This window comes from Mucilaginibacter humi (assembly GCF_013087555.1).
On sequence record NZ_JABFCR010000047.1, the window covers coordinates 1 to 26364 of the forward strand.

At 41.5% G+C, this 26364-nt stretch carries 31 protein-coding genes, 1 tRNA gene and 4 pseudogenes; 25 read left to right on the plus strand and 11 right to left on the minus strand.

Translation table 11 applies throughout. The features are described 5' to 3' along the window. The first annotated feature begins 353 nt into the window (after nt 1–353). The 4 genes and pseudogenes from HK413_RS10365 to HK413_RS21230 all read left to right on the plus strand — a co-directional run bounded on the left by HK413_RS10365 (nt 354) and on the right by HK413_RS21230 (nt 2586). Nucleotides 354–506: a hypothetical protein gene (locus tag HK413_RS10365; RefSeq protein ID WP_217452226.1), complete on the plus strand. Its 153-nt coding sequence runs from the start codon at nt 354–356 to the stop codon at nt 504–506. A gap of 65 nt (nt 507–571) precedes the next feature. Continuing rightward, a complete protein-coding gene (locus HK413_RS10370; RefSeq protein ID WP_262886874.1) occupies nt 572–1069 on the plus strand; it encodes an alkaline phosphatase family protein in 498 nt (165 codons plus the stop codon). Between the two features lie 250 nt (nt 1070–1319). After that, a complete protein-coding gene (locus HK413_RS21225) occupies nt 1320–1811 on the plus strand; it encodes an HD domain-containing protein (RefSeq protein WP_317169470.1) in 492 nt (163 codons plus the stop codon). A gap of 299 nt (nt 1812–2110) precedes the next feature. Continuing rightward, nucleotides 2111–2586, plus strand: a pseudogene (locus HK413_RS21230) (Pycsar system effector family protein). Here HK413_RS21230 and HK413_RS15350 read toward each other — a convergent pair. Then, complete coding sequence (locus HK413_RS15350) at nt 2541–2702, minus strand: hypothetical protein (protein WP_217452238.1); 162 nt, start codon at nt 2700–2702, stop codon at nt 2541–2543. The pseudogene HK413_RS21230 and the gene HK413_RS15350 sit on opposite strands and share 46 nt — an antisense overlap. Here HK413_RS15350 and HK413_RS17935 point away from each other — a divergent pair. The 8 genes and pseudogenes from HK413_RS17935 to HK413_RS17960 all read left to right on the plus strand — a co-directional run bounded on the left by HK413_RS17935 (nt 2656) and on the right by HK413_RS17960 (nt 8034). After that, nucleotides 2656–3057, plus strand: coding sequence for a hypothetical protein (locus HK413_RS17935; RefSeq protein WP_246230281.1), 402 nt, complete (start codon nt 2656–2658; stop codon nt 3055–3057). The two genes, HK413_RS15350 and HK413_RS17935, sit on opposite strands and share 47 nt — an antisense overlap. Then, nucleotides 3045–4057 (plus strand): annotated as a pseudogene (locus tag HK413_RS17940) (phospholipase D-like domain-containing protein). The gene HK413_RS17935 and the pseudogene HK413_RS17940 overlap by 13 nt, the downstream one beginning before the upstream one ends. Nucleotides 4058–4112: 55 nt before the next feature. Then, nucleotides 4113–4619: a phospholipase D-like domain-containing protein gene (locus HK413_RS17945; protein ID WP_246230272.1), complete on the plus strand. Its 507-nt coding sequence runs from the start codon at nt 4113–4115 to the stop codon at nt 4617–4619. After that, complete coding sequence (locus tag HK413_RS10385; protein WP_175270131.1) at nt 4616–5002, plus strand: hypothetical protein; 387 nt, start codon at nt 4616–4618, stop codon at nt 5000–5002. Before HK413_RS17945 ends, HK413_RS10385 begins: the two co-directional genes overlap by 4 nt. Nucleotides 5003–5144: 142 nt before the next feature. Then, nucleotides 5145–5477, plus strand: a complete 333-nt coding sequence (locus HK413_RS10395; protein ID WP_175270133.1) for an SdiA-regulated domain-containing protein — start codon at nt 5145–5147, stop codon at nt 5475–5477. 3 nt (nt 5478–5480) lie between these two features. After that, on the plus strand, nt 5481–6941 hold the full coding sequence (locus tag HK413_RS17950; RefSeq protein ID WP_246230274.1) for a hypothetical protein: 1461 nt from the start codon (nt 5481–5483) through the stop codon (nt 6939–6941). A gap of 71 nt (nt 6942–7012) precedes the next feature. Beyond that, nucleotides 7013–7813 carry a BamA/TamA family outer membrane protein gene (locus HK413_RS17955; RefSeq protein ID WP_394353165.1) on the plus strand — a complete coding sequence of 267 codons (801 nt, stop codon included), beginning with the start codon at nt 7013–7015 and terminating at the stop codon, nt 7811–7813. After that, nucleotides 7789–8034, plus strand: a complete 246-nt coding sequence (locus HK413_RS17960) for a hypothetical protein (RefSeq protein WP_246230277.1) — start codon at nt 7789–7791, stop codon at nt 8032–8034. Before HK413_RS17955 ends, HK413_RS17960 begins: the two co-directional genes overlap by 25 nt. A gap of 3 nt (nt 8035–8037) precedes the next feature. On the opposite strand, the gene HK413_RS15355 is transcribed toward HK413_RS17960, so the two are convergent. The 4 genes from HK413_RS15355 to HK413_RS15370 all read right to left on the minus strand — a co-directional run bounded on the left by HK413_RS15355 (nt 8038) and on the right by HK413_RS15370 (nt 10398). Continuing rightward, nucleotides 8038–8184, minus strand: a complete 147-nt coding sequence (locus HK413_RS15355; protein ID WP_217452227.1) for a hypothetical protein — start codon at nt 8182–8184, stop codon at nt 8038–8040. Between the two features lie 23 nt (nt 8185–8207). Continuing rightward, the gene (locus HK413_RS15360) at nt 8208–9329 is read right to left on the minus strand and encodes a hypothetical protein (protein WP_217452228.1); all 1122 of its coding nucleotides are present in this window, start codon (nt 9327–9329) and stop codon (nt 8208–8210) included. Nucleotides 9330–9466: 137 nt separating this feature from the next. Then, nucleotides 9467–10117 carry a hypothetical protein gene (locus HK413_RS15365; protein WP_217452229.1) on the minus strand — a complete coding sequence of 217 codons (651 nt, stop codon included), beginning with the start codon at nt 10115–10117 and terminating at the stop codon, nt 9467–9469. Beyond that, nucleotides 10114–10398 (minus strand): hypothetical protein, encoded by a 285-nt coding sequence (locus tag HK413_RS15370; RefSeq protein WP_217452230.1) that lies wholly within the window; start codon nt 10396–10398, stop codon nt 10114–10116. Before HK413_RS15370 ends, HK413_RS15365 begins: the two co-directional genes overlap by 4 nt. Before the next feature lie 328 nt (nt 10399–10726). Here HK413_RS15370 and HK413_RS19925 point away from each other — a divergent pair, with 328 nt between their 5' ends. From HK413_RS19925 to HK413_RS10420, 4 genes are all read left to right on the plus strand, one after another. Continuing rightward, nucleotides 10727–11251 carry a 3-keto-disaccharide hydrolase gene (locus HK413_RS19925; RefSeq protein ID WP_262886875.1) on the plus strand — a complete coding sequence of 175 codons (525 nt, stop codon included), beginning with the start codon at nt 10727–10729 and terminating at the stop codon, nt 11249–11251. Then, nucleotides 11209–11580, plus strand: coding sequence for a DUF1080 domain-containing protein (locus tag HK413_RS19930; protein WP_262886876.1), 372 nt, complete (start codon nt 11209–11211; stop codon nt 11578–11580). The genes HK413_RS19925 and HK413_RS19930 overlap by 43 nt, the downstream gene beginning before the upstream one ends. A 10-nt stretch (nt 11581–11590) precedes the next feature. Further along, on the plus strand, nt 11591–14203 hold the full coding sequence (locus HK413_RS10415; protein WP_175270134.1) for a DUF7133 domain-containing protein: 2613 nt from the start codon (nt 11591–11593) through the stop codon (nt 14201–14203). Nucleotides 14204–14349: 146 nt separating this feature from the next. Continuing rightward, nucleotides 14350–15858, plus strand: coding sequence for a glycoside hydrolase family 43 protein (locus HK413_RS10420; protein WP_217452231.1), 1509 nt, complete (start codon nt 14350–14352; stop codon nt 15856–15858). Nucleotides 15859–15912: 54 nt separating this feature from the next. Here the strand turns inward: HK413_RS10420 and HK413_RS10425 are convergent, their stop codons facing one another. The 4 genes from HK413_RS10425 to HK413_RS21235 all read right to left on the minus strand — a co-directional run bounded on the left by HK413_RS10425 (nt 15913) and on the right by HK413_RS21235 (nt 18501). Further along, nucleotides 15913–16506, minus strand: a complete 594-nt coding sequence (locus tag HK413_RS10425; RefSeq protein ID WP_175270136.1) for a dihydrofolate reductase family protein — start codon at nt 16504–16506, stop codon at nt 15913–15915. 711 nt (nt 16507–17217) lie between these two features. Continuing rightward, on the minus strand, nt 17218–17601 hold the full coding sequence (locus HK413_RS10430) for a VOC family protein (RefSeq protein WP_394353166.1): 384 nt from the start codon (nt 17599–17601) through the stop codon (nt 17218–17220). 63 nt (nt 17602–17664) lie between these two features. Further along, nucleotides 17665–18057: an SRPBCC family protein gene (locus HK413_RS10435; protein ID WP_217452232.1), complete on the minus strand. Its 393-nt coding sequence runs from the start codon at nt 18055–18057 to the stop codon at nt 17665–17667. A 303-nt stretch (nt 18058–18360) separates the two neighbouring features. Further along, nucleotides 18361–18501, minus strand: coding sequence for a helix-turn-helix domain-containing protein (locus HK413_RS21235; RefSeq protein ID WP_317169471.1), 141 nt, complete (start codon nt 18499–18501; stop codon nt 18361–18363). Between the two features lie 276 nt (nt 18502–18777). Between HK413_RS21235 and HK413_RS15375 the strand changes: the two genes are divergently transcribed. The 4 genes from HK413_RS15375 to HK413_RS10450 all read left to right on the plus strand — a co-directional run bounded on the left by HK413_RS15375 (nt 18778) and on the right by HK413_RS10450 (nt 21263). Then, complete coding sequence (locus HK413_RS15375) at nt 18778–19587, plus strand: glycoside hydrolase family 97 N-terminal domain-containing protein (RefSeq protein WP_217452233.1); 810 nt, start codon at nt 18778–18780, stop codon at nt 19585–19587. A 28-nt stretch (nt 19588–19615) separates the two neighbouring features. Next, entirely contained in the window at nt 19616–20413 is a 798-nt protein-coding gene (locus HK413_RS15380) for a glycoside hydrolase family 97 catalytic domain-containing protein (protein ID WP_217452234.1), read from the plus strand. 20 nt (nt 20414–20433) lie between these two features. Then, the gene (locus HK413_RS15385) at nt 20434–20670 is read left to right on the plus strand and encodes a hypothetical protein (RefSeq protein WP_317169472.1); all 237 of its coding nucleotides are present in this window, start codon (nt 20434–20436) and stop codon (nt 20668–20670) included. Between the two features lie 275 nt (nt 20671–20945). Next, on the plus strand, nt 20946–21263 hold the full coding sequence (locus tag HK413_RS10450) for a hypothetical protein (protein WP_175270137.1): 318 nt from the start codon (nt 20946–20948) through the stop codon (nt 21261–21263). 99 nt (nt 21264–21362) lie between these two features. On the opposite strand, the gene HK413_RS10455 is transcribed toward HK413_RS10450, so the two are convergent. Next, a tRNA-Ser gene (locus HK413_RS10455) sits at nt 21363–21450 on the minus strand. Nucleotides 21451–21740: 290 nt separating this feature from the next. On the opposite strand from HK413_RS10455, the pseudogene HK413_RS10460 reads away from it, so the two are divergent. The 4 genes and pseudogenes from HK413_RS10460 (at nt 21741) to cdaA (ending at nt 25141) form a co-directional block, all read left to right on the plus strand. Next, nucleotides 21741–22713: pseudogene (locus HK413_RS10460) on the plus strand (polyprenyl synthetase family protein). Nucleotides 22714–22832: 119 nt separating this feature from the next. Further along, nucleotides 22833–23765 (plus strand): annotated as a pseudogene (locus tag HK413_RS10465) (TerC/Alx family metal homeostasis membrane protein). A gap of 8 nt (nt 23766–23773) precedes the next feature. Continuing rightward, on the plus strand, nt 23774–24166 hold the full coding sequence (locus tag HK413_RS10470) for a group II truncated hemoglobin (RefSeq protein ID WP_217452235.1): 393 nt from the start codon (nt 23774–23776) through the stop codon (nt 24164–24166). 189 nt (nt 24167–24355) lie between these two features. Further along, nucleotides 24356–25141, plus strand: a complete 786-nt coding sequence (gene cdaA, locus HK413_RS10475) for a diadenylate cyclase CdaA (RefSeq protein ID WP_175270139.1) — start codon at nt 24356–24358, stop codon at nt 25139–25141. A 2-nt stretch (nt 25142–25143) separates the two neighbouring features. Here cdaA and HK413_RS10480 read toward each other — a convergent pair whose 3' ends face one another. After that, the gene (locus HK413_RS10480; RefSeq protein ID WP_175270138.1) at nt 25144–25611 is read right to left on the minus strand and encodes a hypothetical protein; all 468 of its coding nucleotides are present in this window, start codon (nt 25609–25611) and stop codon (nt 25144–25146) included. A 172-nt stretch (nt 25612–25783) separates the two neighbouring features. On the opposite strand from HK413_RS10480, the gene HK413_RS10485 reads away from it, so the two are divergent. Beyond that, nucleotides 25784–26071, plus strand: a complete 288-nt coding sequence (locus HK413_RS10485; protein ID WP_175269835.1) for a hypothetical protein — start codon at nt 25784–25786, stop codon at nt 26069–26071. Nucleotides 26072–26364: the final 293 nt, after the last annotated feature.

The window sequence follows — 26364 nt, forward strand, 5'->3', positions numbered from 1 at the left end:
ACCCCTCGCATTTCATTAACCGTGATTGTTTTTGCAGCAATATGCCTTATTGCAGCTTGCCAAAAGGACACATCAATCCCCGCTGTTAGCGGCTCATCTGAACAGGTAATACCACCCAAGTAGTAGCAAACACTACTGATCAGCAAGTAACCAATACTGTAACAACAATTGCCAGCACAGAATCTGCTCGTATTAATACATCTGCAGCCATCTGTTGTAAAACAGAAAATGTAATAATTGTAGTTATAGACGGTGCCCGCTATAGCGAAACCTGGGGCGATTATACCCGTCAAAACATCCCCAACCAATTTAGTTTATACTTTAAGGGTGTAATGCTTAATAATTTCCATAACATGGGAACTACTAATACTGATTCTGGCCACGACGCTATAAGTACAGGTAATTATGAGGATTTGGAGAACAATGGACATGTGCTACCTCAGTACCCGTCTATATTTCAAAACTTTCTTAAAAGCAGTGGTAAACCTGCCGAGAAAGCCGGGTAGTAGCATCTAAAGATAAACTACAAATATTAGGCAATTGCGTACAGGAAGAGTGGAAAGGTAAATATATGCCTCGTACGGATTGTGGTAATAATGGTTTATTTTCTGGTTATCGATCTGATGATACTACAGTTGCGCATGCTAAGAATGTGCTTGCTCGGTATCGGCCTAATTTAGTGCTGATAAATTTAAAAGACCCTGATTATTTTGGACACAGCAGTTCATGGACCAACTATATTAAAGGTATCAAATCAACAGATGAAAATATAGGAGATCTATACGACTTTATTCAGGGTGATGATAACTACAGAGGTAAAACAACCATTATTATTACTAACGACCATGGAAGGCATTTGCCAAACGTTGCAGATGGCTTTACTAGCCATGGCGATGGTTGCGAAGGATGCAGGCATATTCAGTTTTTAGCCTTAGGCCCTGATTTTAAAGAAGGCGTAGGTTTCCAAACTCCTTATGAGCAAATAGATATTAGTGCAACAGTTGCCAAATTGTTAAATTTTAAAATGGAAAGCAGTAAAGGCAAAGTAATGACCGAACTGTTTAAATAATTATAGTTTTCGGGCTAACTTAACAGCCACATAATAATATTACTCGCAATATAGCTGCCGGGCTCTTTTGGTAGCAATAGATATTATCATCAACGGATTCTACGCGCATCCAGTTGCACTAAACTATTTCTGGCTTTTTGGGTTATTAGCTGTGTTTGACGGTGCTGTTGTACTGCGAAAAACGCCGTAGTCATAAAAACATATAGATTTAACAGTAAATTTGGATAACACTATACTTTAAAGCAGTTAAATGAAATTTCAGCAATTATTAGAAGATGTAAAGCAATATGTACTGGATTATTTCCATGCGCATCATAACCCTGATTTGCTGTACCATAATCTTGATCATACCAAAGGGGTTGTTGCTGCAGCCACCCGCATTGCTAATCATTATCAGCTAAGCGACGAGGATTTCTTTGTAGTGATCACAGCGGCCTGGTTTCATGATATAGGGTATTTTACAGATGGGGACCACCACGAAGCTGCAGGCTCAAAATTAGCGGCCGATTTTTTAAAGCCGTTAAAAGTTAGTGCCGGGGTGATAGAAAAAATTAACGGCTGTATTATGGCTACTAAAATGCCGCAAACACCAACAGGCTTATTGCAGCAAATTATGTGCGATGCAGATCTCTTCCATTTAGGGACGGATGACTTTGCTGATAAAAATAAACAGTTACGTAAAGAGATAGCTGCTGCCAAACATATTGATATTGATAAACAACATTGGCGTAAAAAAACATAGAATTTCTGGAAGCACACAATTACTTTACAGATTATGCGCAGTTGCTACTACATGATAAGCAAGAAAAAAATCTGCGTAAATTAAAAGAAAAGCAAGCCGAAGCAGATAAAGACGGGTCAGATGAAAATAAGCAAAATGGTATGGTAGAACCTGAAAAAAAAGAAAAAATAAAGGAAGAGATAAAAGAAGAAATAAAGGAAGAGAAGCAAGAAAAAAAAAAGAAAAAGAAAGAAAAGCCCGAGAAAGGCATTGAAACTATGTTCCGTATAACATCGGGAAATAATCAACGGTTAAGTGATATGGCTGATAATAAGGCCCATATCCTCATCACCGTTAACTCTATTATCCTGTCGGCAATTATCAGTTTAGTTTTGCGGAAGCTTGAAGAGAATAGCTTTTTGGCTATACCAAGTTTTATATTGTTAACGGTGAGCCTGCTATCCATGATTTTTTCTATCCCGGCTACCCGCCCATCAATACCCGAGGGCACTTTTACAACTAAAGACATCGACGATAAAAAGGTCAACTTGTTATTCTTTGGTAACTTTTATAAAATGGGTCTGCAAGAGTATACCGATGGTATGCTAAAAGTTATGGACGACAAGGCTTTTTATATGGTACGCTAATAAAAGATGTTTATTCGCAAGGGGTAGTGTTAGGGCGCAAATACAGGTTATTAAGGGTGGCTTATAATATTTTTATGTTCGGGCTTATTGTAGCTGTATTAGCTTACATTATAGCCTCCATTTTACGAAATACCGGCACGGTAGCATAATAACATGGCTGATTATACTTTTTTGACAGGGACCTGAGCTGGCTTACTTTTAACGGACGGATACTGGAACTGGCCGGCCATGATGATGTGCCGCTGATGGAGAGGGTAAATTTCATGGCTATCTTTTCCTCAAATCTTGATGAGTTTTATAGGGTGCGCATGCCGGTCTTACAGGCAATGGATAAGTTGGGCGAGCTCACTTCGTCCACCAGTGCGGTAACTGATCCTTTGTTAATTGCTCAGCAACTTATAAATCATCAGCAGCAGGAGTTTGGTAAAGTATTCAATAGCAAAATTATACCCGCACTTAAAGAAAGTAACATTCGCTTATTAATCAATCAGCCTATACCCGCTGCATTAATTGACAAAACCAACGACTATTTCTTTAGCCAGGTAATGGCTTTTTTGAGCCATTTAAATTATCGGGTAAAAAGAAGTTCTTTCCAAAAAATAATGAGTTGTATTTCTTAGTAGTTATCACTAATGATAAAAGCGAAGAAAAATTAGTTGTTTTAAATATCCCTTCGGATGATTTGCCAAGATTTTATAAGGTTGAAGACAGTGGAGAAACCTTTATTCTATTTCTTGACGACATTATAAGATATAACCTTAATAAACTATTCAGAGGCGAAACGGTAAAAGATTGTTACTCATTCAAAATTACCCGCGATGCGGAACTGGATTTGAAAGATGAGTACTCCGGTGACCTATCTGAACAAATTGAAAAGCAATTGCAAAAACGCGACTTAGGCATAGCAACCCGCTTTTTGCACCAGCCGGGTATCCCGTTACGCATTTTACAAATGGTTAGTGATAACTGGAATATTGAATCATCAAGCCTGGTAGAGGGTGGTAATTATCATAACCTGAAAGACTTGTTCAGTTTCCCTGTTAGCTCGCCGGTTTTAAGATATGAAGAATGGCCTACGATATATAACAGGCTCAGCGCCGACGAATCTATTTTTGATCAAATAGAGCGGAAGGATTTGCTGATAAATACCCCTTATCAATCATACGATACTATCCTGCGTTTCTTTAATGCCGCAGCACTGGATGAAACGGTTGAAGAAATCTATATCACCCTTTACCGGGTGGCCCGCGATTCGCGCATTGTTAACGCCTTGATAAATGCGGTGTCAGCAGGAAAAAAGTAACTGTATTAGTAGAGTTAAAAGCCCGGTTTGATGAAGCCAATAACATTAAATGGGCCAACCGCCTAAAAGCCGCCGGGGCTGATATTATTTATAGCGTAACAGCTTTAAAAGTACATGCCAAAATTGCTTTAGTAAAACGCATGGTAAACAACCGGGCAAAATATTACGGACTGTTGGCTACCGGTAACTTTAACGAAAACACCGCCTCCTTTTATACCGATCATATTTTAATGACGGCAAATAAAGAATTACTGCGTGAAATTGAATTGTTGTTTATTTTCTGGCCAGACGCGAAAAGCCAAAATCACCCAACCTGATAAAGTTTAACCATCTGCTTGTTGCGCAATTTAATTTACAGGATAGGTTTTTGAAATGATTGATAGGGAAATAACCCATGCACAGAACAGCTACCCTGCATCCATCATTATCAAACTAAATAATTTAGAAGAAAGTAAGCTGATAGCTAAACTGTACGACGCGTCGCAGGCAGGGGTGAAAGTGCAACTAATTGTACGCAGCATTTGTCGGCTTATTCCGGGTGTAAAAGGCATGAGCGAGAATATCACCATTAAGCGTATTGTTGACCGATATCTGGAGCATGGCCGCGTTTTTATATTTGATAACAATGGTAAGCCCGAGGTTTACATGGGGTCGGCAGATTGGATGAACCGTAATGTTTACCACCGCATTGAGGTTTGTTTCCCTGTTTATGATGAGCAGATAAAAGCCGAAATAACCGATATAATCAACCTGCAATTAGCCGATAACGTACAAGCGGTTATGCTTAATAACCATATTGAGAATGTGCCGGTAAAAACAACTAAGCCCACTATACGTTCGCAATACGAAGTATATCAATATTTAAGTAAGAAAGCATGAAAACGTTAAAAGGTAGTAAGTTAATTGTTCTTTCACTGATAGCAGTGTTGGCTGAGCTGTCATGCACCGGCCAGAAAAGCTACACCAGTCCGCCGGGATATGATCTTAACAATGGTATTAAATATAACATGTCCGAGGGTTTATTAGAGATCTCGGGTATAGCGTTTCATCATGGTAAGCCCGACTCCTTATATGCCGAACAGGACGAGGATGGAAGGGTTTACTATCTGAAATTAGGAGATAAAAAAACACCCGGCTATTCAAAATTCGCAAAAAGTGGAGACTATGAGGATATAGCCATTTTAAACGACATGGTGATAATGCTTAAAAGCGATGGCGTTTTGTTTACCTTCCCATTTAGCCGGTACGCAGCGGCGAGATAGCCAATGTGCAAAAGCAAGAGGGGCTGTTGCCGGAGGGAGAGTACGAGGGATTGTATGCTGATGAAAAACAAATCAACTATATGTACTCTGCAAGAACTGTAGCGACGATGATAAAAAAACCAGCACGGGCTATATTTTTAAAATGGCCGCAAACGGTGTTATAACACAAAGCGGTCAATTTATTATAGATGTAAAAGGTATTGATGCACAAACAGGGAAGAAAAAGGGGGCCTTCCGTCCCTCGGCGTTAGCAAAAAATCAACGCACCAACGAGTGGTATATCCTGTCATCAGTAAACAAATTGATTATTGTTACCGACGCTGCGTTTAAAGTCAAAGGCGTTTATCCTATTAAGGCTTCGATTTTTTTACAGCCGGAAGGGATAGCGTTTGATAACCAAAATAACTTATATATTAGTAACGAGGGCGATACGGTAACACCGGGTACGGTATATAAATTTATTTATAAAAAATAGCTTATGGCTTTATACAGATACCTGCTGATTTTTTTTATAAGCATTATTGCGATCAAAGGGTTTGCGCAAACAAAACAGGATAGTATCACCATTGCCGTCGGCCCTGAGTATGACCGGGTGAACCAAGTGCACCGGTTTTTCTTCGGCGAAAGTTATCGTAAACTTTGGTCGGCGCCAGTTAAGATGCGTGTATTTCATCTGTCGAAAGAAAAGGGCGGGTTAAAAGTTACTGAGAAAGGTGGGGGCATGCAAACCAAGTCGTTGCGATTAGAGGACCCAACCGGCCGGGAATGGGTAATACGTACCATCCAGAAATATCCCGAAAGAGTATTGCCCCCTACCCTTAGAAAGACAATAGCCGAATCTATCATAAAAGACCAGATAGCAGACGAGCACCCGTTTTCGGCATTGGCAGTGCCGCCTTTGGCTGAAGCTTTAGGTGTACCGCACGCCAATCCTGAAATTGTATACGTTGCTGATGATCCGGGCTTTGGCGAATACCGCAAAGATTTTATCAACCAGGTTTTTTTGTTTGAAGAGCGCGAGCCCCTTGATGCAAAGAAAACAGACAATTCAGAAAAAACTGCCCAAAAACTAAGAGAAGATAATGATAACACCGTTAATCAGAGGACCGTACTAAGAGCCCGCTTACTGGATATGTTGTTAGGCGATTGGGACCGGCACGAGGACCAATGGCGTTGGGAAAAGAAAAAAACGGATAAAGGAAGTATTTATGAACCAGTACCCCGCGACCGCGACCGGGTATTTTACAGCACCGGCGGCGTTTTCCCTTGGCTGGTATCGCGCTATTTGTTAATGGCCAAGTTCCAGAGTTATGAGGATCATATCAGATCTATTACCCGCTGGAATTTAAATGCCCGTAATTTTGACCGCTACTTTTTAAACCAGTTAAACCAAAAAGATTGGGAAGAGCAAATTGCCTTTGTAAAAAGCAAGCTTACTGATGAACTATTAACCAATGCGGTTAAGCGCATGCCCGATACGATTTATAAATTGTGCGGCCCGGAAATAGTTAATAAACTAATACACCGAAAAAATATCCTGAAAGAACAGGCCATGAATTACTACCGCTTTTTATCAAGCAAGGTAGAGGTATTGGGTACAGACAAGCACGAATATTTTGATATCACCAATGAGCCGGATGGCAAGGTTAAGCTAATTGTAAACAAGGTAAATAAAGAGGGCGAAAAAGAGCAGGTTATTTATACCCGAACTTTCGACCCTAAGGTAACGGATGAAATTAGACTGTACGGCTTTGCCGATAAGGATGTTTTTGCGGTACACGGTAACAATCATTCGCCCATAACAGTGCGGATGATAGGCGGTGACGATAATGATACTTTTGCGATAGATAGCAACATAACCGGTAAAGGTAATCGGTACGTTTATGATCGATCGGATGAGAAAAATAAGCTGCCGGCAAAAATCAGGTACATTTATTAACCTCGGCCGATACTACGGTTAATCAATACAAAAAGAAAAATTTCGCTTATGATTTTTTACAGCCATTGTTTTTGATAAGTTATAATAAGGACTATGGGGTACAACTTATAGGCAAATTTGTTTATCAGAAACAAGGTTTCAGGAAAGAACCGTATGCTTTTAGGCAAAGCATGACTATTAACTATGGGCTTGGTGTAAGTTCATTGATGATTAATTACAACGGTGAGTTTAAGGATGCTATAGGTAAAAATGATTTGCTGATAAATATATTAAACAAGGGGCCAAATTATACCAGCAACTTCTTTGGGGTAGGTAACAACACCGAATTTATTAATTCAGGTTATAAGAAGATCCATTATTATCGCAACGTTTATAATTACATGAATGCCGATATCCGCTTAAGACACACTTATGAAAACTGGACAGTTAACGCCGGCATTGCGGCTCAGTATTATAATGGTGATGGAGACAGCAACAATGGCCGACTGCTTAATGATTATGACGCCGCCCATCCCGAACAAAATGTGTTTGGACAGCAGGCGTTGGCTGGTTTGGTATCAGAGATAACCCCGGATACTCGAGACAAGGGCCTTGTTCCACGTAGCGGTATCCTTTGGAAAACCAGCTTGACGGGAATGAAGGAACTAAACCGTAACGCACATTCATATGGGCAGGTGGTATCAGAGTTTAGTTTCCTGTTAAACCCCGATAATGAATCAAAATTGGTATTTGCCGATAGAATAGGAGCGGGTACCACCATAGGTAATGCCGCCTATTACCAGCAACTAAAATTGGGTGGCAATGCTAACTTACGGGGCTTTTATACCGGCGCTTTACCGGTAAAAGCATGGCTTACAACAATTTTGAAGTGAGGATGAAAATAAGTGATTTTGCATCTTACCTGTTACCGGGAACTTTAGGAGCGATAGGTTTTCATGATGTTGGTCGTGTATGGACACCGGGTGAAGTATCAAGTACCGGCATAATGGTTTTGGCGGCGGCTTTTATTTTGAGCCGGGCGAGCTGTTATTGGTACAGGGGTAGTTGGTTTTTCGAAGGAAGGCGCTTACCCGTATGTGTCGGCTGGCTTTAGGTTTTAATTGAGCTGTTTATAAAGGTAATCGTAAGACCTCCCGCGTTGCGCCAATAGTTCAGGGCTATGTATCAAGCCAACTCTTAGCGCTTTTAGTCCTGCAACACCTTGCAGCTCTTCAACCTCAAAGTGTTCCACATCATCGGCCAATATTCCGGCTTTTTGTAATATGCTTATATAACCCGGTATTCTTGCTCTTCTTCTGCTTTAGCATAAATTATGGTTATTTTACCTTGCACGGTAATGCGTTCATTGCTGCCGTTTATACGGGCCTTGTCTATGCGTTTTTTAATAACCTCATACCTGATATTGTAAGCGCCATCCACGTCAAAGTGCTTCTCATCCATCCTGAACCGGATAGCGATAGGCGCACCAAAAACCAATATCAACGAAGTAACACCTAATTGATATGGCAGCACATTTTTCAGATCATATTGCTCCACTTCCATTTCGGCTATAACACGTAGCTGCCATAAGCGCAGGCGGTGCAAATCTCGGATAGAGAACTCCTTATTGGGCGCAATAGTGGCGCCTATGTACATATTATGTTCTACACCATCGGTTTTAAACCGCTCATAATAATGCGGCAAAAATTCACGGATCTCGGCTTGCCGGCGATCTAATATACTGGCCAGTTTTTGGTTGATAAGCGACAAGGTTTTATCGTAATTGCGCCGGTTGATATGAAACTCGCCGGTTAACTCATCAATCTGTTTAAAATAATCGTCAATTTTTGCCTTGAGCGATTTGCCGGTATTTACAGCGGCTAATAATATCGGGTGTACATTATCTTCAACGTAATGCTTTATAAACTGCTCTGTATCTGCCCTGAAATTAGTTGCAAGATCTCTCGCAAAAGCTTTCAAATCAAATAATAATTCTTTAGCAGGTAATTGGCCGTCGGTTTTACTTAGCTCATTTAAAATATTGATAAGGTGTTTAAGTTGATTGCGCAGATCATTACTTACACTCAGATTGCGGGTAACTGATGATTCGCTGATGTCAACCTGTCCGTATAGCGGGTACACTTCTTTAAATTTTATTTCTTTTAAAGCATAGGTCAATCCGGCATTGGTGCTTTGAATATAGTTCTGCGCCTCGCGCTTAAATTTCCAGTATACACTTGGGTGTAAGGTAGTATAGTAACTTTGAATAACAGACCGCACCCTGTCTTCCAGTTCGTGCACTTTGCGGTCAACGGCATCAACTAAAAACGGCATAACAATCTCAAGCTTATTAGCCGTAACACTGTTTAACTCGCGCGGTCGCGGCGACACCAGTTCCAGTATCCCCAATAAAACATCATTTTTAATAACAGGGGCCAGTATAAAGCTTTGGATCTCTTGTTGTTTAAAATGCGCTCCTAAACTATTCCCCTGGTTTTGCCTGATGTAAGTATCTACATTTGAAACCGCAAAATAGGTGTGCTTTTTTACAATGTTTTGGTAGGATTCTCCGCAAAGTAACTGGGTAGTATCGCAAGCTTCATGACTGGGTAGTAAAAACTCTGCATATCCGGCCCAAACTTCGTGCTTATAAATTTATCTTCGTTCTGGTTAAACAAAGTAAATCCCATGCGCAAATCGGGTATAGCGTACATCGACCGGAAAATTGTTTCCAGGCTCTTCTTAACCTCGGGCGACGTGTAATCGCTTAATAAATTACTCTTTAAATTTGAAAGCGCATTTTCAACAGTAACATCTATCAATGTCATCAAACCAAAGCCTTTAATTACATAACTGCCTATTGGGAATTTTTCCTTCCATAGCTCAATATCATTATAGTTATCCATCAGCTCGTCAATGTCGTCCTGGGTTAACTTAGGGGCTTCATCGGTAGCAAATACTTCTATAAAGTCTGCGTTGTATAGTATCCGGTAATGTTTTATAACGCCATTTTTTGTTGGGATATCATAAAACAAGGGCCTACTAAAATCAAGCATGGTGCCATATAGCCGGGCCAATATCATGCAGCAGCTCATTATATAAAGCTGCTTATCATCAAAATCGCGGATGTTTATTTCAAACTCAGGCCCTGCATCTTTTAGGATATTTTTAAAACGTTGCGAATGATTAAAGATCAATCCCGGTAGGGTATACTTACCGCTTTTATCTCATTTAACGTTAAAGTTTTGGGGAACAGGTCAGCCAACAGATCAGCGATCAGATCGATGTTTTCAATAATTTCATCTTCAGACGTAATTCCTTTGCATAATTCGGGATGCTCATTAACACGCGCCAGCAATGCTTTGGCGGCTTGACATTTTTCGCCTGTTTCGGTTTTGGCAGTCTCTTCCAACTCCTCAATTATTTTGTGGAATGAAAGCTGTAACCTGAAGGGTTTATCTGTAAACTGCGAAAACATAACTACTTGCGATAATCTGCAAATTTATTAAAAATATAATGGTATGTTATACTGTTACTATTCGTGACGGTTGGATGAGCAAGTTTATACACTCGAATTACAAATCCTACGTTGATACTGCCGATCTGGCGCGGGTATGGCGCCCGGCTTTACTAATGTAATAATAAAGCCAGGCATTTTGATCGCCTGCAAACGTTTGCACAATAAAACTCTGTAAATAGCTTGATACGGTTGCAATTAATACCTGTGTCCTGTTAAATAAATATAAAATAATTGTAAGTTTACCCTTACCAATTAAGCTCACATAACAACAACTAACATTAATCCGATGTTTAAATTCACTACGCTAAGGAACCTCCTTTTTTGGGGACTGATAGTTTTAGTTTTTAGCAGCAACACCGTTAAAAACACTACCGCAGCCGGCCCAAAATGGGAGCAACTTTTTAACGGCAAAGACCTTACGGGCTGGCACCCTAAAATCCGTTATCATGATCTGGATGATAACTTCAACAACACCTTTAGGGTTGAGAATGGCCTGCTTGAAGTAAGGTATGATCAGTATGATAAATTTAATGAGACCTATGGTCATTTATTCTATAAGAAACCATACTCACATTACTTAATAGCGGTTGAATACCGTTTCGTAGGTGACCAGTGTAAAGGTGGCCCGGGATGGGCGTTCCGTAACAATGGGATCATGATCCACGGGCAGGCACCTGAAACGATGAAGAAGGATCAGGATTTTCCAAATTCAATGGAAGTGCAATTACTGGGTGGCACGGGCAAAGGGAATCGTTCTACAGCCAACTTATGTACACCGGTACACAATTTGAAAGAGATGGCAAGATCATAACCCAACACTGTACCGATTCAAAATCGCAAACTTATAATGGCGACCAGTGGGTGCGGGTTGAAGCGTTGGTACTGGCGGATTCGCTGGTGATACATTATGTAAACGGCGAAGAAGTTATGCGGTACGAAAAACCACAGCATGACCCGGTTAAAGGCGAAAAAGAGGGAGAATTTTTAAAGAGCGGCAGTATATCAATCCAGGCAGAAAGCCACCCTACTGATTTTAGGAAGATAGAGATCATCGACCTTGAAAAATATGCTAAAGATCCGGCAAAGCTTAAAGCCGTGATAGCTAAATTAATGTCAACAAAAAGAGTAGCAGCACAATAATAAATACATCATGTTAAAAGTAACCGTAAGTTTTTTATCGGCCCTAACTGTTCTTTTAGGATTAGGCCATTTTTTTGAAGCACCAAAACCTAAGTTTGTTAACCCACCCGAACTGACCATTACCCAGTTTGCCGGCCCTGACCTTACCCCAAGCCCGGCTTGTTTAGCCGTAGCAGCAACCGGCGAAGTGTTTGTTGGTGTAGATATGATAGGATCATTAGGTAAAGATCCCGGCAAGGGCCGCATTATGAAACTTATAGATAGCGACAACGACGGTAAGATTGATAAACATACCGAATTTGCCATGGTTGATAACCCGCGCGGTATTATTGCCAGTGGCGATAAGGTTTATGTATTGCACACAACTTTCTCTAAAGAAACAGGCAAAGCTACCGGCATGGCCCCGGTGGTTTTTGAAGATAAAAATAATGATGGCGTAGCCGATGGCCCTGAACAACCGCTTATCCAAAACTTTAGCAATACCAAATACTTGCAGGAGCGCGGTACAGACCACGCCACAAACGGTATCCGTATGGGTATTGATGGCTGGATTTATGTTGGTGTAGGCGACTTTGGTTTCTATAACGCTGTAGATCGTTCAGGCAAAAAATTGACGATGTTAGGCGGCGGTATTGTACGTGTGCGCCCTGATGGTACCGGGATGGAAGTTTATACCCACGGTACACGTAATGTGTATGACGTAGCTATTGATCCGTTCATGAACATATTTACGCGTGAGAATACTAACGACGGCGGTGGCTGGAATATTCGTTTTTCGCATAGCATCCAAACCGGCGAGTATGGTTATCCTTTATTGTTCCAGCATTTTACAGATGAGATAATCCCTGCACTGGTTGATGTTGGCGGTGGCTCAGGTACAGGTTCTTTATATTTTGACGAACCAAACTGGCCGGCGAAATACACCAAAGTGCCTATGATGGCCGATTGGGGACGCAGCATGTTATATATCCACCGCGTTACACCTGATGGCCCGACCTTTACTCAAAAAGACGAAGAGTTTATAAAACTACCGCAGATCACCGATCTTGATGTAGATGGATCTGGCAGGCTGTACCTGTCTGCGTGGGACGGTGCCGGTTATAACGGCAGCCCAAGCAAAGGCTATGTAGTTAGGGTTGTTCCTAACAATTGGAAGTATACCGCTTTTCCTGAGCTGGCAAAATTGTCAGAAAAGGAGTTGGGTGATCTGTTAAAGTCGCCAAGCGCGGTAGCCCGTTTAAATGCCTCGCAGGAGTTATTGAGGCGCCCGGCTAAATCAGCAGCAGCGGTTGCCTTAAAAATTACGTTGGATAAATCACTTCCTTTAGAAAGCAGGGTAGCGGGTGTATACACTTATGCACAGGCGGCAGGCGAAAGCGGTATCCCGGTCTTAACAACACTTACCCAGGAAGCCACCATGCGCGAGTTTGCTTTACGCGCACTTGCCGATCGTAAAGAGTTTGCGTCGAAAGTTGCTATCGCCCCGTTTTTAGCGGGATTAAATGATGTAAATCCACGGGTACACGCAGCCGCAATTATAGGGTTGGGTCGTTTAGGTAATGCTGCGGCTATCCCGGCGTTATTAAAAACAAAAGTACCGGCATCATTTGTAGCACCTGCAAAAGGTGTTGCCGAAGGGCCGCATGCTACTCCAAACTCGCCGATAATATTACCACACCTGGCAGTGCGTGCATTATTGGCGCTTAACGCTACCGATGCTTGTGTTGCTGCAATTGGTACACCAAACTCAACCCCGGGTTTATGGGCATTGCGTTATATGCACAATACAAAGGCGGTTAACGGTTTAATTGCCGCATATAAACGCACAACTAATCCAAAACTAAAAAAAGAGATCTTAACTACAGTTTCACGCCTTTTTAGAGAGGAAGCACCGTATGATGCATCATGGTGGTGGGGTACCCGTCCGGATGCGCCGGGCCCGTACTACAAAGCCGATCTATGGGCAGGCTCGCCAACTATCGAGGCTTTCCTGAAAGATGTATGGAACAAATCTAATGCAAGTGGTAAAGAGTATATTACTTATTTAAATACCCGTCACCGCATGGCAATAGCTGCTTTTGGTGCCGAAGAAGAAAAACCTTTAGCTAACGATGGACCGAAGGTTGACCTTGAGAAAATTAAGAACCGCAAGGGGCAGGTGGGCAAATCATCAATTGAGGATGTGATGCTGGCCATTGGCAAGTTACAAGGCGACCCCACAAAGGGCCGGGCGTTGTTCTCACAACAGGGCTGTATAAACTGCCACACGCTGGATAAGAGCGAAAAACCAAAAGGTCCGTTTATGGGCCAGATCGGCTCGATCATGACACGTGAGCAAATAGCCGAGTCGATATTAAAACCAAGTGCTTCAATATCGCAAGGGTTTGCTACTAATGTCATCACCGCCAAAGGCAATAAAAGCTATATGGGCTTTGTAACTTCAGAAAGTGCCGAGCGTTTAGTAATGCGCGATATAACCGGGGCAGTATTCACTGTAAACAAAAGCGATATCCTATCGCGCAAAGAGATGGAAACATCTATAATGCCGGTGGGTCTTGCTAATGCCTTATCGTATGAAGAAATGGCATCGCTGGTTACTTTCTTATCGCAACAGAAAAAATAGATAACTAAATAATTTAGGTGGAACAGCCTGCAATCTTTGATTGTGGGCTGTTTTGTTTTACTGGAGAACAACTATTTAGTTTTGCTGCTAATACTAAATTCTGTTTATTTGTTATCTATCCGGCAAATAACCTTAACAACACTTCTATGCAACAGCTCAAGGCAATTATTAGTTACACTATCCTTGTTTTAATATTCCCGTTATCGCTCTTGGCCCAGCGGAATGATGGGGCCGTTATTCCCGGAGATTTTGCGGATCCATCTATTATAAAGGTGGGGAATACTTATTTCGCCGTAGGTACATCGTCTGAATGGGCGCCACACTTCCCAATTTTTAAATCGACTGACCTTAAAAGCTGGCGACAAGCCGGCTATGTATTCGATAAAACTCCCGAGTGGGCGTCCGCATCATTTTGGGCGCCCGAGTATTATAAAATCAAAGACACGTACTACATCTATTACACGGCGCGCCGCAAAAGCGACAACACATCATACATAGGCGTGGCTACCTCCAAATATCCTGATAAGGGGTTTACCGATCATGGCTTGCTTATAACCTTTGGCAAGGAAGCTATCGATGCTTTTGTTTTTAATGATAACAGGCAATTGTATATCACCTTTAAAGCTTATGGGCTTGATAACCGGCCCATAGAGATATTGGCCAGCAAATTATCCGCTGATGGCCTTAAACTGGAAGGCGAGCCTTTTTCATTATTAAAAGATGAACAGAAAATGGGTATGGAGGGTCAAAGCATACTGAAGAAAGATGGTTACTATTATATATTTTATTCGGCGGGCAATTGCTGCGGGGTAAGGTGCAGTTATAACGTACGGGTGGCCCGCGCAAAAAGCTTTGCCGGACCTTACGAGGTTTACGCGAACAACCCTATCCTGTCAGAAAATGATAAATGGAAGTGCATGGGTCACGGTACTTTTGTTAAAGCAAGCAATGGCGCTGATGTTTATCTGCACCATGCCTATAATAAAGAAAGCGTGGCGATGACAGGCAGACAAGGGCTAATATCTGAATTGGTTTGGCCAAAAAATAACGAATGGCCATCATTCAAAACACAACAAATAATGGGTAGCACGGTATCAGACATCCATGACGATTTTACCACCAACACGGTAGCCAAATACTGGCAATGGGATTTTCGGAACTCAAGCCCGGTTGTAAAACAGCAAAAAGGCATGTTGTATCTGTTAGGTAACGTTAAACAAGGTAACGAGACAGGGGTTGTAATTACCACCAGGCCGGTGTCGGGGAGTTTTGTGATGACAGCTACGGTATTAAATAACAACGCCGCTCTTAAAGGATTAGCTTTTTATGGCGATGCTAACGCGGCATTAGGTATTGGCACACAAAACAACCAGGTAACCATTTGGCAGGTTAAAGGCAATAAGTTTACCACACTGGCACAGGGCGCGGTTAAGGCAAAAACAATCGTCCAATTAAAACTTGAACTTGATACAGACAAAATATGCAAGTTTTATTATAAGCAAGGCGCCGGCGACTGGAAGCAGTTAATAACCGAATCTCCTATAAAAGCTAACACCTTACCGCAATGGGACAGAAGCCCAAGGGCGGGCCTGCATTTTAAAGGTGATGAAAATCAAAATGCCCGGTTCGCTAATTTTAGTTTGGTCAACCGGTAACAAAAAAGCTATTTGCCTACCGGCTGATAGCTTTTTTGAAAAGTAGGGTTGTTGTTATTCCCCAACAGCGCCGGTCTTTACCGGGCCGGCTTTTTTGTAATTGGCCATAATTACACCGCTTGTTGTAACAGTGCTATCAGCCAATGTAAAGGCTGCGGGTATACTTTCATCGTTAAAAAGTCGTTTGCCTTTACCCAGTACAACCGGGTGTATCATCAGCCAAAATTCGTCAACCAGGTCATGATTCAGTAATAACTGTACAAGCTCACTGCTGCCCCAAATCTTAAGATCAGAACCTTCAGAACCTTTCAGCTTCCTGATGTCCTCCACATTGCTAACAAATACACAGTTTTGCCAGTCAGAGGCTGACCGTGTGGTAGACAAAACGTATTTAGTTACTTCATTTACACCCGGCCAGCGGTCCGCATTCTTGGGCCAGTAAGGTTCCCAAATATCAAATGTTTTTCGGCCCAGCATTAAGTCGGCAGGTTCCATTATTTTTCTCATAACTTTACCCGAAGCTTCATCTGTATAGGGCGCTATCCAGCCGCCGTATTTAAAACCGTTTTCGGTATCCTCTTCCGGGCCGCCCGGTGCCTGCATTACACCATCTAATGTAATGAATGATAAAACAGTGATCTTTCTCATAATGATTACCCTCCTTTTATGTTGTTGTTTAAAGTTGTTCCAGGTTAAATTGTTACTATACGAATGTCGGGAGAGTTAGCATTATGCGTGCGGTGTGTATGCGACAAATCAAAGGGTAAAATGTGACAAGGCTAAATAAAAATTGCCAAGTGTAGCAGGTAATGTCGGAGACATGCAGAAGGTAGGTGTTAGTAACTGTAGTGCCTTATTTATTTTAAAACAGAACTATATCATTACCCAATCAAGAGAGTACCTGAGAATAAACTGAATGAGGGACGGGGGTATTACCTGAACCTACCGTTATCTGGGTTCTATTGCCATTATGTACTTCATGGTTTAAAAAAGTACCTTTTTCGACGATATTCTGGCTAATTAAAATTATCATGGGCCGGCTCCATTGTTTTTTTTGAGTTGGTTGTTGGTTTGAAAGTGTGTTCACGTTATAATGATATTATTTAAAACAAATCAGATGCACCTTTGCGAAGTGTTGTGGTGTGAAAATAAAAAAATTCTTTTATAACCAAAAGTGTAAGCTTCTCTGAATATCAAATAGACCAGAACAAGTCGGTTTAGTTTGAGGAACTATAATAAGTACTGGACTACAAACACAAGCCACTTAAATCATTTTAAGTGGCTTGTGTTTAGTTAACTACCGGCCGGCGGAAAGGCAAGGACTCCTTATATCGATTATTTTTGAACCTTTTAGATACTTTACCCGTTATAATTTGGGTCAAATTCCACAATCCATTCAATACCGTATTTGTCTCGGAACATTCCGGCGTAAGTACCCCGGGGGCTGTCACCAATGGGCCCCTCTACCGCTCCGCCTGCTGATAGTCCGTTAAATATTTGGTCAGCTTCTTCCCGGCTTTCGGCACTAACTGCTATTTTCGACCTGTTCTCGCTTTCGTTTACCCGTCCCATAAATTCGGGCACATCATTGGCAATTAACACATTGTGTTTACCAAGAGGCAAAATGATGGTCATTATTTTGTTTGCTTCCTTTTCCGGTACGGAATTCGGCGCTTGCCGAGGTCCTTGAAACGGATGATCTTTGTAAACTCTCCGCCAAAAACTGATTTGTAAAAAGTGAATGCTTCTTCAGCATTTCCGTTGAAGTTGATCCATGGGTTAATTGTTCTCATAATTTTTTTATGTTTAATGTGATGTAATTTTCTTTTGTTTATTCTTGCGATAAGGAGGCCAGCAATTCTTCCGGTTTTTCAAGGTCATGGTGAAACCTATTTTGAAGCCCTCTAATAATTTCTCCAATCGCTCAAACGATTCATTAAAAATGACAATGTCAACCCTGGTGATACCATTTTGCTCGCTGAAATTGTAATCCCAGTCAGAGCACGGGAGTTCGCGGTTTTCGTCTTTATCTGAAAACGCGTTATACATCTTAAAATTGGTTATCGGGGTTATGGATGTAAATTCCTGCACCGCCCAGCGCTCCTGCCCATCGGGGCTTATCATCGCGTAAAATCGCCGCCCGCCAACTTCAAAGTTCATATACTTGGTTTTGGCGCGCATGGGTGCAGGTGCCCCCATTGGTCCAGCAGTTCGGCTTTGGTAAAAGCATCCCATACTAAAGACTGTCCGGCATTAAATTCCTGGTTATATAAACCGTTTTCGCTGCCTTGTCAACGTTAAAATCAAATAGCAAATCGTTGTTCATTAGTTTTGTTTTTTAATTGTTGTTAATAATTGGTCGAGTTGGTTGAATTGAGTTTCCCAGTTCTGCCTGAACTGGGCTAACCAATGGTCAAACTCCTGCATTTTTTAGCGTTAAAATGATAATAGATCTCCCGGCCGCTCTGCTCGGGTTTAATCAGCTCGCATTCGTGCAATACTTTAATATGTTTTGATACGGCTTTGGCGGGTCATATCAAATTTTTCGGCCATTACATTTGGCGTTAATGCCTGTATAGCCAGTAGCGTTAAAATAGCCCTGCGTGTTGGGTCGGCTATGGCTTGAAATATATCTTGTTTCATTTTGTTAGGTTAATTATGCAACCTTTAGGTTGCAAATATATGTGCAACTTTTGAGTTGCGCAAATGTTTTTTCATTTTTTTAACGAGAGCGCCTAAAATAAAAAATGAGCCCCCGGTAAAGTATCTGTATTTAGGAAATAACATAATTGTATTAAAATCCATCCTTCTATATATTTAATCCATTTTTTAATGACAGCAATTCTTTAAATTTATCAGTGATTGATAAACCAATTAGTGAACTCACTTTATGAGAAAAAAATTATTTTCTGCTGCCTTGTGTCGGGTGTATTTTCTTTGATAACTAACGTTTTTGCGCAGACAAAGGCGCTGTCCCTGCAATCTGGCGATAAGCTGAATACAATAACTTTGTCGCTGAGCATAGATGGTAAGCTATCCTATCGGGTAACACGCAGAAATAATCTGATAGTGGAAGATTCGCCGCTTGGATTAAATTGCGACGACCAGGATTTTACGGTCGGCTTGTCGGTTGTAAAAGTTTCAGCCGTTCAGCAAAGAAGAGAGCAATACCAGCTGAAGGTAGCCAATACCAAAAGTGTGGATCATGTTTTTGAAAGCAAGAGTATAACTTTTAAAAATACCCGGGGAGCGCTCATGATCATGGACCTGGTTGCCGGAAAGGAAGGAGTCGCGTTTCGTTATAGATTTCAGGATGGTGATAAACATCTCAGGCTGATAAAAGATGAGCTTACTGGTTTTCACATCCCCTTAAATGCAAAAGGCTGGATGGAACCATACGACAAGGCCGGAAGATACACGCCCGGCTATGAGGATTTTTATCAGCATGTAACAGCTGGCGACGCAATTGATAAGCCACGTAACGCCGCTGTTGGTTGGTGTATGCCAGCTCTTTTCAATGTAAATAATGGCAAAAATTGGGTGCTTATTTCAGAGACCGGCACAGATGGTTCTTATCCCGGCTGCCATTTTAAGCCCGATGCAAAAAACGGTATCTACCAGGTAGCATTTGCCGATGCTGACGAAAAATTCACGCTACCCTTACCTGTTAAAGAGCACGCCTATCCTGAGTCGACTTTGCCGTGGACTATGCCCCTGGAGAATTATTAGCGTGGGTGATAATGCCGGAGATATATTATTGTCAACTTTAATCACTGACCTGGCACCCCCTTCAAAAATTGCAAATACTTCCCGGATAGAGCCCGGAAAGGCAGCATGGTCATGGTGGTCACACCCGGATGATCATTCGGCGAAGATCTATAATGAATTTACAGATCTGTCCGCATCTTTTGGTTTTAAATACACGTTATTTGACGCCGGATGGGAAAAAGCGAATAATGAAGGACAGATAATTGATTACGCTATCTCCAAAGGGGTTACACCATTAGTTTGGGGCTATTCATCACAGTATTATGAGGCTGAAAAACGGATGGCGAGGTTTAGAGAACTGGCCAGGATGGGCGTTAAAGGTGTTAAGATAGATTTTTGGTGCTCTGACAGGCAGGAAGTTATGGCTGCCCTGCAAGCGGTTTTTGAAGATGCTGCTAAAGAGCATTTATTAATAGGGCTTCACGGTACAACTGTACCGCGGGGCTGGCAGCGCACCTGGCCAAATTACCTGACTGCCGAGGCAATATTAGGAACGGAAAGCTATTTTTATGAGCCCAGGTTTCCTGAAAAAGCAGCCGAACAAAATACCGTATTGCCTTTTACCGGGAATGTGGCCGGCCCGGTTGACTATACGCCGTTTGCCTTGACCATGAGAAAGTATCCCCGTTTAAACACAGCGGTGCATGAGTTGGCCATGACAATGATCTACACCTCGGGCATTATACATTTTGCAGATTCTAAGGAAGTTTTTGATTCGCTGCCTGCCGAAGTAAAGACTTTGTTTAAAGAAATGCCCGCTACCGGGACGACACCAAATGTATTGTAGCCGACCCCGGTAAAGCTGTTGTGCTGTACAGGCAAAAAGATGCATTGCGTTATATAGTAGGTATCAATGGTACCAATAACAAACATCCGCTTACGCTTGATCTCAAAAAATGGGGCAAAGGGTTTTCGAGGTTCAGGTTGATATCAGAGGGCAAAGATGCGCTCATGGGCTTCGACGTAAATACCTATGATATCAATTCGGCATGGTCATATACCATCGCGCCGAAAGGAGGCTTTGTAATACAGTTTATTAGATAATATCCAATTGATTGTAAACACAAAATGCTGCCCAAATTGTGGGCAGCATTTTGGCTTGCGGAGAGAGACGGATTCGAACCCTCGATACCCTTTTGAGGTATACATACTTTCCGGGCGTGCTCTTTTGGCCACTCAGTCACCTTATAAATTGTTTAATCATAAGTTATCAGCTGTTAGCATAACTGTAAACATTTGTGTGTAATATAAATATACACTTGCTATGAAACCTACTTATCTTTAATTAATAGTTTATTATTTACCTAAAAGATAAGATTATGAAAAAGCTTGTATTACCCATTGCAATCATTTTAATGTTATTTAGCGTTCCCTTAAATTATGCTAACGGCAAAACTAAAACCTTAAGTCAAACTGTAAAAAACAAAGCAGTTGTTGAATACGAAGGAACGTATGATGATCACGATTTTGTTGTAATTACTAATACTGCGCATGTTGTTACTGATGTGTATCAAGACGGGTGGCCTGTTAGCTTTGGAGCAGTTGGCACTGCGACTTTTGTGGATGGAACGATGGTTTTTAATGAATACCAAATGGGCGGTAGTTACGTGACCGCAACTTTCTATGCCATTAACTAATTTAATAAGAATGATTATAGTTTATGACTATTAATCATTCTTATAATTTAGCTATCCACTAACAAACTCAATACATGTAGTATGAGCTTCTTAACTTTGCGGAGAGGGAGGGATTCGAACCCTCGATACCCTTTTGAGGTATACACACTTTCCGGGCGTGCTCTTTCGACCACTCAGACACCTCTCCGTTTATTATTTAGTGGAGTGCAAAGGTAAAAAATAAAGCTTCGCTCGGGCATAAAAAAGCGAGACATCCCGCCGGATGCCTCGCTTGTATAAAAATAACCAAAAACTATATTTCCACTTTAATTACAGGGCTACTGTAACATCAATGTATTATATAGAGTGTTTAAGTTTGAATTAGTTTAATTACAGCCAAAATTTTTATGGTAGTAATGCAGATAAACTTTTTTAGCTTATGTTTGCTACTATTAGCCAAACAGGCAGTTTGGCATGTAAAAAGCCTGTGCAATTTTAATGTTAAGCATCAACGAGATCAAAAAACCCATTGCTGCTGATATTGACGTTTTTGAGGAGCGTTTTAAAGCCTCCATGCAAAGCTCAGTACCGTTGCTTGACCGTATTACCCATTATATTGTTAAGCGTAAAGGCAAACAAATAAGGCCCATGTTCCTGTTTTTTTCGGCCAGCATTTGCGGCGGCATTAATGAGTCTACCCATCGTGGCGCGGCCCCTGGTTGAACTGTTGCATACAGCCACGCTGGTGCATGACGACGTGGTTGATAACTCTTACCAACGCCGTGGGTTTTTCTCAATCAACGCTTTATGGAAAAATAAAATAGCTGTTTTGGTGGGCGATTACCTGCTATCAAAAGGCTTATTGCTCTCTATTGATAACGGCGATTTTAAATTACTTAAGATCGTATCAGAAGCCGTAAAGCAAATGAGCGAGGGCGAACTATTACAGATTGAAAAAGTGCGCCGCATGGATATTGGCGAGCCTGTTTATTATGATGTTATCCGCCAAAAAACAGCATCGTTAATAGCCGCTTGCTGCGCCTGCGGCGCGGCATCAGCCGGGGCTGATGATGAAACTACAGAGAAAATGCGCCTGTTTGGCGAAAAGATAGGCATCGCTTTCCAGATCAAGGATGATATGTTTGATTTTGGCACGGATGATGTCGGTAAACCAGTAGGTATCGATATCAAAGAAAAAAAAGGTTACGCTGCCCCTTATTTACGCGTTAAATAACTGCGATGCTACGGAGAAAAAAGGATTATCAACTTGGTAAAGAACCATAATGACGAGCCGGAAAAAATTGCCGCCATCATTAAATTTGTTAATGTTACCGGGGGCTTGCAATATGCCGAAACCCAAATGAAGAAATACAGGGACGAAGCTTTTGAAATACTATATACCCTGCCTGACAGCGACTCGCGCCTTGGGTTAGAGCAATTGGTGACCTTTACGACAGAAAGAGACAAGTAATGAGTAGCGAACTTTTATTTATAGGCGGATTTTTAGTCTTCATTTTTTTAATGATGGCTATTGACACGGGCTTATTTGGCAATTCAAACAAACCGGTAAGCTTGAAGCAGGCCGGGATTATGAGCGCCGTTTGGGTGTCTGTTGCGCTTGGCTTTTATGCGCTAATACTAAACTTTGGTCAACTGCTGCACCATATCGATAGCTTCGCCGCTTTAAAGGAGATCAATATAAAACACCTGCATAACCTTCAATTAAACTCTAATAACTTTGAAGGTGGTCTGGCCCTATATCGCAAAACCACGGGCCTTGAGTTTATTACCGGTTATGTAGTTGAGTATGCCCTTTCGGTTGATAATATTTTTGTGATGGTATTGATATTTACCGCTTTTGGTGTTGATAAAAGATATTATCATAAGGTATTACTCTGGGGGATAATTGGCGCGGTGGTAATGCGTTTCCTATTCATATTTGTCGGGGCGGCGTTAATAGAAGAGTTTCATTGGATCCTGTACCTGTTTGGGGCGTTCTGGTTTATACAGGTATAACTATGTTTGTAAACCGCAACCGGGGAAGAGAAGATAGACCCCGAAAACCATACGGTTGTTAAGCTGGCTTCTAAATATTTTTCGGTACACCCGCAGTTTGAAGGCAGCAAATTCTTTGTTAAAATAGATAGGAAAAAGTTTATTACCCCTTTGTTCCTGGTGCTATTAATTATCGAGGTTACCGACCTTGTTTTCGCGGTCGATTCTATCCCAGCTATATTCTCGATCACAAAGGACCCTTATATCGTATTCTTTTCTAACATATTCGCCATTATGGGCCTGCGCTCTATGTTCTTCCTACTGGTTAATATTATCGATAAGTTCCACTACCTTAAAGTTGGGTTGGCTGCCTTGCTGGCTTTCATAGGCCTGAAAATGCTATTAGCTAATTACGTCGACCAGATAGGGTTGACTACGGGCCGGTCATTATTAATAATACTTGGCATTTTGGTAATCAGTGTAGTTGCATCGCTAATGTTCCCCAAGAACAAAGCAACGCATAAATAGCAATCAACATGGATGATAACAAAACCCGGTCTGTTCCCTCTTTATTTGAATGGGCAGGTGGTATGCCCATGTTTGAGCAGTTGTTTAACCTATTTTATGATAAGGTATTAGCTGATGATATTTTAGAGCCGGTATTTAAGCATATGTCGCCACAGCACCGGCTACACGTAGCACATTTTGTTGCCGAGGTTTTTGGTGGCCCGAAACTATATAGCGAAAGTGAAGGAAGCCATTTCCAAATGATCCAAAAACACCTGGCTAAGCACTTAACCCAGCAGCACCGAAAACGCTGGATGGAGTTGTTATTAGAAACAGCCGATGAACTACAATTACCTGATGACCCTGAGTTCCGCTCTGCATTTATGGCTTACGGAATGGGGAACCCGCATTGCTGTACTTAATTCGAATTTAGATAATGTAGATGAAGACCCAAACATGCCCATGCCAAAATGGGATTGGGGCGTACCGGGCGGGCCATATATGGGGTAATTGAGGATAAATAACATCTGCATGTCAAAGAGATAAGCGATCTCAAATCTCCTGTCCCAAATCTCACATCTAAATATTAACTTCGTGAATGCACAGTTTAGATCTCAGCCTTTTTTAAAATAACACCGCTTGGCGTTTTAGACATCCTGCTGGTAGCTTTTATAATATACCAGGCTTATAACCTGGTACGCGGCACCATAGCGGTAAATATCCTGTTGGGACTGGGTGTGATCTATGTGCTTTATTTTGTGGTGAGCAACTTGCATATGCCGGTGCTTACTAAAATATTGGGTTATTTTAAAGATGCTAGCTTAATTATCATTATTGTAGTTTTTCAGCAAGAGATAAGGCGCTTTTTACTGTTGGTGGGTAAGAATGCATCACTGCAGCGCAATAAAGCCTGGTGGCGCTATTTCTTCGGGAAAGTGCAGGATGAGAAAAACAACTATGCCCGTATTAAACCCATTATTGATGCCTGTAAGATATTAAAACAAACCCGCACCGGTGCGCTGATAGTTTTCGCTAAATATTACGACGAGCAATTTTACCAGAATAGCTGCGAAGTGATGGATGCTAAAATCTCTAAACGATTATTGGAAAGCATCTTCCAAAAAACCAGCCCGCTGCATGACGGCGCGGTAGTAATTGCTGAGAACAAAATTAAATCGGCCAGTTGTATTTTGCCGTTGACGGATAAGGTTGACCTGCCAGCTCAGTTTGGCTTGCGCCACCGGGCCGGCATTGGTGTTACCGAGGCTAACGAGGCCACAGCGATCATCATATCCGAAGAAACCGGCGAGATCAGCTACGCCAAACAGGGCAAAGTTAAAATGAACATCAGCTTCGCCGAATTGGAAAAACTATTGAATAAAGATTTTTCTATTTAACACTAAGGGCGAACTTCAACGCCATCCACAACCTTTTTAGGCGATACTGTTGGATAATATACCCGTGGTTGCGTTTTCCCTACTATCGGCATTGTGTACGCTGTCCTGTCAGTTTGCACAATAGGCATACGCGGATCTGTATTTGCCGGTTTGGCAATAGGCATACGGTCTGGATTAATCGCAGCGGTAGTATTTAGTAATTGATTTACGCTAACATTTTCATACACGGTTACTGTAGATGGTTTATAATCAACTGTATCTGCTGTTAGTTTGGTCATTTTCCCAAACAATTCTGCATTGGGTTTTGATTTTAATAGTGTTAATTGATTGGGATTGCAGGTGCAAACATTGCCAGCCGGTTTATTTGTATTGGTAAGTAATGATTTTTGAAGAAGGGTGGTGCTTGTACGCTGTGCATTTACCACTATAGCGCCGCTTAGCATAACCGGGGTTGCAAATAATCTTTTCATAATGCATAAGGTATATACTAAGTTAATAACACAAAGTATTGTTCCCTAATTATTTAACATTTTTAACAATTGGCTAAGCTGATTTTAAAGCCATATTGCAATTTTTCCGTTACATTCTGGCATATAAATTATTTCTCGCCAACTTTAACCTATAAATACGTTTGTGTAAGCAATGTTAGCCTCAAAAGTTAAATTTCTGCTGTTTATTGCCATGCTTATGTTTGTGGCTAAACCATTTTTAGGTTTTAGCTTGCGCTGCCAACGCTATTTTAAGGCGCAGCAACCGTGTAGTCAAAACATACTGGTAAAATCATTTGCTAAGCGAAAGCTGGAGTTTAACGAAAACAGCGAGTACAACCCCGCCAAAATGAAAGCGAAACTGGCTAACCCCGGTTTGCCGGTGGTTACACTTTTGCTTTTGCCTTATGTGCAATATTGCCATTGGTACTGCGGCAAGTAAAAACTATTACCGGTAGCTTGCTGGCAGCAATAACTTACAGTCTTTGCCCGCCGCAACCACTATACCTGCTTAGTGGTAAGCTAACAATTTAATAATACTCTGCAATCTTCTTAATTATTGCATACGGCCCCACGGCTGATGTATGCGGTGTAATTCCATTTATAAAAATTAATTTAAACATTTAATAATGCACTATTTAAAGTACAAGTGCATGGCAGTGTTGTGCTTTTGCATGATGGCTGCTTATGCGCAGCAACCCACACCCCTAAGCTTAAAGGTGTTGCTAAATAATG

What these genes read in the sequence shown, in the direction of transcription:
- HK413_RS15370 (WP_217452230.1), bottom strand. Translation starts at nt 10,398, where the DNA reads ATGTTTTCGCAGTTTACAGATAAACCCTTCAGGTTACAGCTTTCATTC.
- HK413_RS10395 (WP_175270133.1), top strand. Translation starts at nt 5,145, where the DNA reads ATGGCCGCAAACGGTGTTATAACACAAAGCGGTCAATTTATTATAGAT.
- HK413_RS17950 (WP_246230274.1), top strand. Translation starts at nt 5,481, where the DNA reads ATGGCTTTATACAGATACCTGCTGATTTTTTTTATAAGCATTATTGCG.
- HK413_RS21235 (WP_317169471.1), bottom strand. Translation starts at nt 18,501, where the DNA reads ATGAAACAAGATATATTTCAAGCCATAGCCGACCCAACACGCAGGGCT.
- HK413_RS10480 (WP_175270138.1), bottom strand. Translation starts at nt 25,611, where the DNA reads ATGAAAAGATTATTTGCAACCCCGGTTATGCTAAGCGGCGCTATAGTG.
- HK413_RS10420 (WP_217452231.1), top strand. Translation starts at nt 14,350, where the DNA reads ATGCAACAGCTCAAGGCAATTATTAGTTACACTATCCTTGTTTTAATA.
- HK413_RS10435 (WP_217452232.1), bottom strand. Translation starts at nt 18,057, where the DNA reads ATGGGGGCACCTGCACCCATGCGCGCCAAAACCAAGTATATGAACTTT.
- HK413_RS21225 (WP_317169470.1), top strand. Translation starts at nt 1,320, where the DNA reads ATGAAATTTCAGCAATTATTAGAAGATGTAAAGCAATATGTACTGGAT.
- HK413_RS10450 (WP_175270137.1), top strand. Translation starts at nt 20,946, where the DNA reads ATGAAAAAGCTTGTATTACCCATTGCAATCATTTTAATGTTATTTAGC.
- HK413_RS15350 (WP_217452238.1), bottom strand. Translation starts at nt 2,702, where the DNA reads ATGAAATTTACCCTCTCCATCAGCGGCACATCATCATGGCCGGCCAGT.
- HK413_RS19930 (WP_262886876.1), top strand. Translation starts at nt 11,209, where the DNA reads ATGTACACCGGTACACAATTTGAAAGAGATGGCAAGATCATAACCCAA.
- HK413_RS17945 (WP_246230272.1), top strand. Translation starts at nt 4,113, where the DNA reads ATGATTGATAGGGAAATAACCCATGCACAGAACAGCTACCCTGCATCC.
- HK413_RS10470 (WP_217452235.1), top strand. Translation starts at nt 23,774, where the DNA reads ATGGATGATAACAAAACCCGGTCTGTTCCCTCTTTATTTGAATGGGCA.
- HK413_RS19925 (WP_262886875.1), top strand. Translation starts at nt 10,727, where the DNA reads ATGTTTAAATTCACTACGCTAAGGAACCTCCTTTTTTGGGGACTGATA.
- HK413_RS10415 (WP_175270134.1), top strand. Translation starts at nt 11,591, where the DNA reads ATGTTAAAAGTAACCGTAAGTTTTTTATCGGCCCTAACTGTTCTTTTA.
- HK413_RS10370 (WP_262886874.1), top strand. Translation starts at nt 572, where the DNA reads ATGCCTCGTACGGATTGTGGTAATAATGGTTTATTTTCTGGTTATCGA.
- HK413_RS10425 (WP_175270136.1), bottom strand. Translation starts at nt 16,506, where the DNA reads ATGAGAAAGATCACTGTTTTATCATTCATTACATTAGATGGTGTAATG.
- HK413_RS10385 (WP_175270131.1), top strand. Translation starts at nt 4,616, where the DNA reads ATGAAAACGTTAAAAGGTAGTAAGTTAATTGTTCTTTCACTGATAGCA.
- HK413_RS10485 (WP_175269835.1), top strand. Translation starts at nt 25,784, where the DNA reads ATGTTAGCCTCAAAAGTTAAATTTCTGCTGTTTATTGCCATGCTTATG.
- HK413_RS10365 (WP_217452226.1), top strand. Translation starts at nt 354, where the DNA reads ATGGGAACTACTAATACTGATTCTGGCCACGACGCTATAAGTACAGGT.
- HK413_RS17960 (WP_246230277.1), top strand. Translation starts at nt 7,789, where the DNA reads ATGGCTTACAACAATTTTGAAGTGAGGATGAAAATAAGTGATTTTGCA.